This window comes from Trebonia sp. (genome assembly GCF_049794275.1).
Classification (GTDB): Bacteria; Actinomycetota; Actinomycetes; order Streptosporangiales; family Streptosporangiaceae; genus Trebonia.
The window spans coordinates 1-7,739 of sequence record NZ_JBARCR010000087.1; the positions used below are offsets into that span (position 1 = coordinate 1).

The 7,739-nt window shown below is 68.9% G+C and carries 7 protein-coding genes; 4 read left to right on the top strand and 3 right to left on the bottom strand.

The genetic code is table 11. The features are described 5' to 3' along the window. A partial coding sequence (locus WA805_RS02290; RefSeq protein ID WP_425241535.1) for an SRPBCC family protein occupies positions 1–704 on the top strand: 704 nt, incomplete at its 5' end. A 15-nt stretch (positions 705–719) separates the two neighbouring features. Beyond that, a complete protein-coding gene (locus WA805_RS02295; protein ID WP_425241536.1) occupies positions 720–1,472 on the top strand; it encodes an MBL fold metallo-hydrolase in 753 nt (250 codons plus the stop codon). Positions 1,473–1,499: 27 nt separating this feature from the next. Here the strand turns inward: WA805_RS02295 and WA805_RS02300 are convergent, their stop codons facing one another. Continuing rightward, the gene (locus tag WA805_RS02300) at positions 1,500–1,970 is read right to left on the bottom strand and encodes a pyridoxamine 5'-phosphate oxidase family protein (RefSeq protein ID WP_425239485.1); all 471 of its coding nucleotides are present in this window, start codon (positions 1,968–1,970) and stop codon (positions 1,500–1,502) included. A gap of 82 nt (positions 1,971–2,052) precedes the next feature. Here WA805_RS02300 and WA805_RS02305 point away from each other — a divergent pair, with 82 nt between their 5' ends. Beyond that, entirely contained in the window at positions 2,053–4,173 is a 2,121-nt protein-coding gene (locus WA805_RS02305; RefSeq protein WP_425241537.1) for a beta-glucosidase, read from the top strand. Positions 4,174–4,303: 130 nt separating this feature from the next. Beyond that, positions 4,304–5,932: a peptide chain release factor 3 gene (locus WA805_RS02310; protein WP_422277404.1), complete on the top strand. Its 1,629-nt coding sequence runs from the start codon at positions 4,304–4,306 to the stop codon at positions 5,930–5,932. Positions 5,933–5,943: 11 nt separating this feature from the next. Here the strand turns inward: WA805_RS02310 and WA805_RS02315 are convergent, their stop codons facing one another. Both WA805_RS02315 and WA805_RS02320 read right to left on the bottom strand, forming a co-directional pair. Beyond that, entirely contained in the window at positions 5,944–6,867 is a 924-nt protein-coding gene (locus WA805_RS02315) for a hypothetical protein (protein WP_425241538.1), read from the bottom strand. A gap of 78 nt (positions 6,868–6,945) precedes the next feature. Then, positions 6,946–7,739, bottom strand: a 794-nt coding sequence (locus WA805_RS02320) for a sirohydrochlorin chelatase (protein WP_425241539.1), incomplete at its 5' end; no start/stop codon positions are given.

Genomic DNA, 7,739 nt, shown 5'->3' on the forward strand with positions numbered 1-7,739 from the left:
TGCTGCATGTGGACGAGCGCACCATCCGGTTCGCCTGGACCGTCGACGGTGTCGAGTCCACGGTGCAGTTCGAGCTGGCCGAGGACGAAGGCGGCACTCTGGTGACGCTGAGCCAGAGCGACCTGCCGAGTTTCGCGGAGGTGCTGGCCGACACGGACGGTGCCCGTGGCGCGCTGCAGACGTTCTGGTCGCTGGCGATCGCCAACCTGGCGGATTATCTGGCCGGCCGTGAGCTGACTCCCAAGTGCGACTTCACGTCGAACGAGCTGCGTGCTTCCGTGGTGATCGACGCGGCACCGGACGAGGTGTTCGACTCGATGACCCAGCCGGAGCAGTTCCGCCGGTGGTTCGGCGCCAACGTGGACATCGAGCCCTATGTGGGCGGCCGCTTCGCGATGGGCGGGTTCGAGCTGGACCCCGGCGGGGCCAAGTTCGTCGAGTTCGAGCCGGGCCGCAAGGCGACGCTGCGGTTCGCCGACGGGATGACCGACAGCTGGGAGCTGGAAGGCTCGGACGGCAAGACCCGGCTCACCGCGGTGCAGAGCGGGTTCGACCCCGCCAACCCGCCCTACCCGGGCTGGACCGGCTGGCTGAGCGGCCTCGCCGCGCTGCGCCGCTACCACGAACTCCCGCAGTGGCGCACGATCTGGCGCCAGATCGAGATCGCCGGGGTACCCGAGGGCATGTTCAGCATCGACCAATGAGATGAGAGTGAACCGATGCTGAATCAGGTGGCTGACGGCGTCTGGGTCCGGCAGAGCGCGTGGGTCTTGAGCAATGCCATCGCGGTGCGCGGGGAGGGCGGGTTGATCCTGGTCGATCCCGGCATCGATGGTTCCGATCTGAACCAGCTCGCCGATGACCTGGACCGGCTCGGCATTCCGGTGATCGCCGGGTTCTCCACCCATCCCCACTGGGACCACCTGCTCTGGCATTCCCGATTCGGCGACGTGCCGCGCTACGCCACCCCAGCCGGCGCCCGCGCTGCCAGTGAAGCCCGGGAGCGGGGGCAGAGGATGGCGGCGGAGAGCGCGTCGGGCATCCCTCTCGAGCTGTTCGGGCTCGTCGCCCCGCTGCCCGCGGACGGCGGACCCGTGCCGGGCGAGATCGTCGAGCATCAGGCGCACGCCATCGGCCACGCCGCGGTCCTCCTCGCGGACCGTGGCGTCCTGCTCGCCGGTGACATGCTCTCTGACGTCCTGATCCCGCTCCTCGACCCTCGCCGCCCCGGTCAGGTGGGCGCCTACGAGACGGCACTCGACCGGCTGGGTCAGGCCGCCAGGCACGTCGATGTCCTGGTCCCCGGCCACGGCGCCGTTGCCGAGGGTCCCGAGGTGGCGGCCCGCCTCGCCGCCGATCATGCCTACATCGACGCGCTGCGGCGAGGAGAGGAACCGGTCGACGCGCGGCTGGGGCCGGACTGGCTCCCCATCCACCAGTCGAACCTGGAGCAGGCCCGCCGGCCCATGTAATGCGTCAAGCGGAGCCTGATCTTACGATCACGGGGCCTGCTCGCGAGTCACCACCGGCGGAAGGGCTCCCGGCCCGAGATCTGCCGTCAGCCAGCGCTCCGGACGCAGGTAGATCGCGACCTGCTCGCCCAGCTCCGCGTTGGCGAACTCGATGTAGGCCGGGACCATGTCCGAAGGCAGGTATCGCGTGGTGATCTCCTGCAACAGCTCATCGGTTCCTGGGATCGTGCGAGTGACCGGTCCTTCCACCGATACATACCGGACCGTCGGCATGACCCGTTCGACCATCAGGGTGAAACGGCCGGCTGCTTCGATGAGCCGGGCCTTCCGGGATCCGGCCTCGGTCAGCACCCACGCCTCCCCGCCTGGTGCGTACTGATACCAGATCGGCACGGTAAGCGGGCCACGGTCTTGACCGGCCGACACCGACAAAGCCGCGATGTGCGGCTCGGCCAAGAAGGATTCGCGATCGGATACAGACAAGCTGCTATCTGCCATAAGCCTGAATCTAGGCGGAGGTACTGACAATCTGACCCGATGGCAGCTCGACTACGCTGCTCTGCATGATGGTGGAACGCCCGTGACGGGCGACGCTGATGAGCGAGCCCTGGCGGCCGAGGACCGGATGACCGATGACGAGCGGTTTTCGCTGCTCGTCAGCGTCATGGGAGTAAGTGACCTGATCACGGTGCGGGACGAGCGCATCCCGGACGGGACGCCAATGAGCGCCGGGTATGTGCCGGGCGTGCCGCGGCTAGGCGTTCCCGCGCTGCTCATGAGTGACGCCAGCCTTGGCGTCACCAATCCCGGGTACCGGGAAGGGGATACCGCTACGGCGCTGCCCGCAGGCATCGCGCTTGGCGCTAGCTTCAACCCGGCACTGGCGCGCGAGTCGGGCGGGGTGGTCGGCCGCGAGGCGCGCAGCCGGGGATTCAACGTGATGCTGGCCGGCGGGATCAACCTCGCCCGCGACCCGCGCAACGGGCGCAACTTCGAGTACATCTCGGAGGACCCGCTGCTGAGCGCGGCGCTCGTCGCCGAGTCGATCAGCGGTATTCAGGCCGAAGGCGTGATCTCCACGATCAAGCACTTCTCCCTGAACTGCAACGAGACCAACCGGCACTGGCTGGACGCCATCATCGACCCGGCAGCGCATCGCGAGTCGGACCTGCTGGCCTTTGAGATAGCGATCGAGCTTGCCCAGCCCGGCTCGGTCATGACCGCCTACAACAAGATCAACGGCGGGTACGCCGGAGAAAACAGCGAGCTGATCCAGGGTGTGCTCAAGGGCGCCTGGGATTATCCCGGCTGGGTGATGTCGGACTGGGGTGCCACCGCCGGCTGGGAGTTCGCGCTCAGCGGGCTCGACCAGGACTGCGGCTGCCAGATCGATGTGCTGATGTGGGGTGCGGAAGCCTTCGGGCAGTCGCTCAGGGATGCCTATGCCAACGGCAGGCTGCCGAAAGAGCGACTGTCCGAGATGGTCCGCCGCATCCTGCGGTCGATGTACGCGGTCGGCGTCGACCGATGGGGCGCGCCACCCGAGGTGGACATGGCCAGGCACAACGAGATCGCGCTGGAAGCCGCCCGCCAGGGCATCGTGCTGCTCAAGAACGACGGCGCCCTGCCGCTCGCCCCCGACTCCTCGCCGCGCATCGCGGTAATCGGCGGCCACGCCCAAGTCGGCGTGCCTGCAGGCACTGGCTCCACCGCCGTCGTCCCGCCGGGCGGCTACGCCGAAGTCATCCGCGTCGGGGGCCCCAGCTTCATGGGCGCCACCCGCAACCTCTACCTGCTCCCCTCATCGCCGGTAGCAGAAATAACCAAGCTGCTGCCCCAGGCGCAGGTCGAGTTCGACCCGGGAATGAGTCCTGCCGAGGCGGCGCTCCTGGCCCGGCGCTCTGATGTCGTGATCGTGTTCGGGATCCGGGTGGAAGGCGAGGGCTTCGACAGCGCCGACCTGTCGCTGCCCTGGGGCCAGGACGCGGTGATCGAGGCGGTCGCGGCCGCCAACCCCAACACGATCGTGGTACTCGAGACCGGTAACCCGGTGGCCATGCCGTGGCGCGACAACGTCAAAGCGATCATTGAGGCCTGGTACCCCGGCCAGGCAGGCGGTCAGGCGATCGCCGAGATCCTGACCGGCGCGATCAACCCATCGGGGCGGCTGCCGGTCACCTTCCCTGCCGACCTCGCGCAGACCCCCCGGCCGGACCTCCCGAGCATGGGCGAGCCCTGGGGCACCCCGGCCACGATCGAGTACGGCGAGGGCGCCGAGGTTGGCTACCGGTGGTTCGCCCAGCAGCGCGAGCAACCGCTGTACGGCTTCGGCCACGGCCTCAGCTACACCAGATTCGACTACAGCGATCTCCTGGTGCTGGGAGGCGACACCATCACGGCCACGTTCGCCGTCACCAACACCGGCGACCGACAGGGCGCCGACGTGCCGCAGGTCTACCTCACCGGCGCCCCCGATGGCGCGCGAATGCGGTTGCTCGGCTTCGAGCGGGTGGACCTCAAGCCTGGCGAGTCCAAGCAGGTCACCGTCACTGCCGACCCGCGCTTGCTCGCCCGCTTCGACAGCGAGGCCGGCCAGTGGCGCATCGCCGCAGGCACCTACCGGGTCGCTCTCGGCAGTGCCGCCGACACCCTGAGCCTCACCGCGGAGACGGCGTTGCAGGCGGCGCTCTTCGGCAGGTGACCCCCGAGAGTCATTGAGCGGACTGCTGGAACCACGCGCACGTTCCGGGGAATTGTTTTTCCTGACTACCTGTTGGGGGTCCTGCGGGTAGCCTCGTGCGGGCGCTCGCTGAGTGAGGAGTATTACCGCGGTGTCGGTCACAGATGTAGAGAAGCGGACTTCGCCGAACGGTGGAGTCCGGGGCGAGGCGACGCGGCGACGGACGTTCGCGGTAATCAGCCATCCGGACGCGGGCAAGTCGACCCTGACAGAGGCGCTGGCGCTGCACGCGTCCGCGATCAACACCGCGGGCGCGGTGCACGGCAAAGCGGGGCGCCGCGGGGTCACCTCGGACTGGATGGCCATGGAGCGTGACCGCGGCATCTCGATCACCTCGGCGGTGCTGCGCTTCGACTACGACGATTACGTGCTGAACCTGCTCGACACGCCTGGTCACGCCGACTTCTCCGAGGACACCTACCGCGTGCTCGAGGCGGTGGACTGCGCGATCATGCTGCTCGACTCAGCCAAGGGCCTCGAGCCGCAGACGCTCAAGCTGTTCGACGTGTGCCGGTCGCGGCACGTGCCCGTCGTGACGTTCGTGAACAAGTGGGACCGGCCCGGGCGGGAGCCGCTCGAACTGCTCGACGAGATCGAGCAGCGGATCGGGCTGCGGCCGACACCGGTGAACTGGCCGGTCGGCATCGCCGGCGACTTCCGCGGGCTGATCGAGCGGTCGACCGGGCGGTATACCGCCTACACGCGGACGCCGGGCGGCGCGGAGCGCGCGCTTGAGGCAACGTTCGGCGCTGACGAGGCCCGGGAAAGGGAAGGCGCCGCGTACGAGGCGGCCGCCGAAGAGCTCGCCCTGCTCGACGCGATCGGCGCGTCGGTGGACATGCCGTCGTTCCTGGCCGGGGAGTCGTCCCCGGTGCTGTTCGGCGCGGCGCTGCCGAACTTCGGCGTGCGGCGGCTGCTGGACGCCGTGTGCGATCTGGCGCCCGCGCCCCAGGCGCGTGAGTCCGTGGACGGCGACGAGCGGCCGGTGGACGCGCCGTTCTCCGGGCTGGTGTTCAAGGTGCAGGCGAACATGAACCCGGCGCACCGGGACCGGGTTGCGTTCGTCCGGGTGTGTTCCGGCCAGTTCACGCGCGGGATGGTGCTGACGCACGCCGCCACCGGCCGGCCGTTCGCGACTAAGTACGCGCAGGCCATGTTCGGCCAGGACAGGGAGACGGTGGAAACCGCGTTCCCTGGCGACGTGATCGGGCTCGTCAACGCTGGCGCATTGCGGCCGGGCGACACGCTCTACGCGGATGTCCCTGTCTCTTTCCCGCCGATCCCCTCGTTCGCGCCCGAGCACTTCGCCGTGGTGCGGTGCAAGGACGCGGGCAAGTACAAGCAGTTCAGGCGAGGCATCGACCAGCTGGACACCGAGGGCGTGGTGCAGGTGCTGTCGTCGGACCTGCGCGGCGATCAGGCGCCTGTGCTCGCCGCTGTTGGGCCTCTGCAATTCGACGTGGTGCTGCACCGGCTCGAGCACGAGTTCGGCGCGCGCTCCGAACTGGACCACCTCGACTACTCGCTGGCACGCCTGACCGACGCCGATGGCGTCACCGCACTGGCGGGGGTGCGCGGCGCCGAGGTGCTCACCCGGCGGCTAGACGGGGCGCTGCTCGCGCTGTTCGCCGATAAGTGGCGGCTCAACGCGATCACCCGCGACAACCCCTCGCTCCGGCTCGACCCGCTGCTGGCCGGAACGATCCAGGACGCCGCCTGAGCCCGAACCGGTCAGCGCATGCGCGCGACGTCGATCTGGTCGAAGTCACCCAGGCCGTTGCGGACACCGCCGCCCCCTGACCACTGCCACATCAGCGCGAACGGGCTCGAGTACGTCTGCCCGCCGAAGAACTGCGCGTACAAGGTGGATTTGCCCTGCGACAGGCGCCATGCGTAGGGATACGCGTTCAGGTTGGAGGTCTCCGGCGAGTAGGTCCACTCGTAGGTGTTGGGGATCAGCGACGCGCTGCCGGTGCCGAAGATCGATGGCCAGATCGTGGGCGAGGAGTAGACGCCCACCTTGAACGTCGAGTGCGCGGTGATGTAGGCGGCGAACCCGTTGAACTCCGCGCGGTCCACGATCCACGGGACGTGATTCTGCTTGACCTGCCCGCTGCACGGTGAGGTGTACACGCTGGTCCAGCCGTTGTCAGGGGCGGGTGCGATGCCCGGCTTTTCGATGTCCGCCCACAGCACCGGATACGTGATGCCCAGCGACTTGACGGCCGTGAGCATGCGCGACGCCTGCTGCGCGCCCCAGTTGGCCGCTTCGGCGGTACTGCCGTTCCAGTTAGGGTCGACGCCGGGACCGCCCATGTACCAGTAGGCGGCGGTGCCGATACCGATGTGGTACGTGTTGTAGTTGGTGTTCGCCTGGTCCCTGTTGGAATAGGAGAAGTCGAGGAAGTTCCCGGTCGTGCACCCTTCCACGCGGGCCCAGTTCCCGACCATGCCGACGTAACCGCCGTAGTTGCCGCCCATGACCGGGTTACGGTAGGGAGCCGGGCCTGGGACCGAGACGTAGGAGCTGTCGGTCCCGAAATTGAAGCCCGCCGGGCTGTCACCCGCCTGCGCGGACACCGCCAGCCCGACAGAAACGCCAACCGCGACCGTTACTGCCGCGCCTATGCGGAACGCCCTGGAAAGGATGCGCATCGCAGCCCTCACCCACAATCGTCAACTTGGACCTGCTGTCCATTGTGACGCTACTGGCGGAGCAAAGGTTGCGGGGATTTATCCCCGGCGGCGGGAGTGGCCGGGAGTCATTAACAACTGCTCGCCGGGAATCTCCATCTGGCTGATGGCCTGGCCGTAGGCCATGGCCGCGAGCTTGGCGATGTTGCTGTGCGCGCCAAGCGGCGCCGCGCACTCCGCCGCGACCGCCATCGATTCCAGGTCGCTCCGGCTCGCCTCGGGGCCGATGAGGCACGGGGCGACCGCAAGGCGGTTCACGCCCATCTCCTTCAGCCGCATGACGCCGTCCTGAACAGATGGCGAGCCGTCCAGCGACGCCGTGATCACCGGGAGCGCGAGCCTGGCGGCGAGCAGGACGGAGGTGACGTTGGCCGCCCCGGCGCCGTCCGGCCCGCCGACGGTGACGATGAGGATGCCGTCGGCGGCGGTGACGATGCTGAACAGCCGCACCCGGTCTGCGCGCGCCAGGCCGGCTTCGGCCAGCCGGATGTGCAGTGCCTCGGCGATCATCGCGTTGGAGTTGGTGAACCCGCTGATGACCGCGTTCACCTCGCTGGCGACCACCGCCTCGCGGAGCCTGCGGAGCACGGGCGGGTTCGGCGTGGCGAGCAAGGGGATGACCACCGCGCAGGGAGCCCCTGCTGGCCGCCGGGCGGCGGCGTCGGCCAGCACAGCCCGGATGTCCGACGGGTCGCTGCGCCCGCCACCGTCGAGCCGCGCGGCCCGTACGTCCACGGCCGGGTTGTCGACCCGGAGCACGGCAGTCAGCTCGCTCACTGGGCCCGCGGCCAGGTCGGTGTCACTGCCGGGAACCGCCAGCACGAGGGCAGGGG

Excerpts from the sequence above, each read along its gene's own strand:
- WA805_RS02315 (WP_425241538.1), bottom strand. The coding sequence starts at position 6,867 with ATGCGCATCCTTTCCAGGGCGTTCCGCATAGGCGCGGCAGTAACGGTC.
- WA805_RS02300 (WP_425239485.1), bottom strand. The coding sequence starts at position 1,970 with ATGGCAGATAGCAGCTTGTCTGTATCCGATCGCGAATCCTTCTTGGCC.
- WA805_RS02295 (WP_425241536.1), top strand. The coding sequence starts at position 720 with ATGCTGAATCAGGTGGCTGACGGCGTCTGGGTCCGGCAGAGCGCGTGG.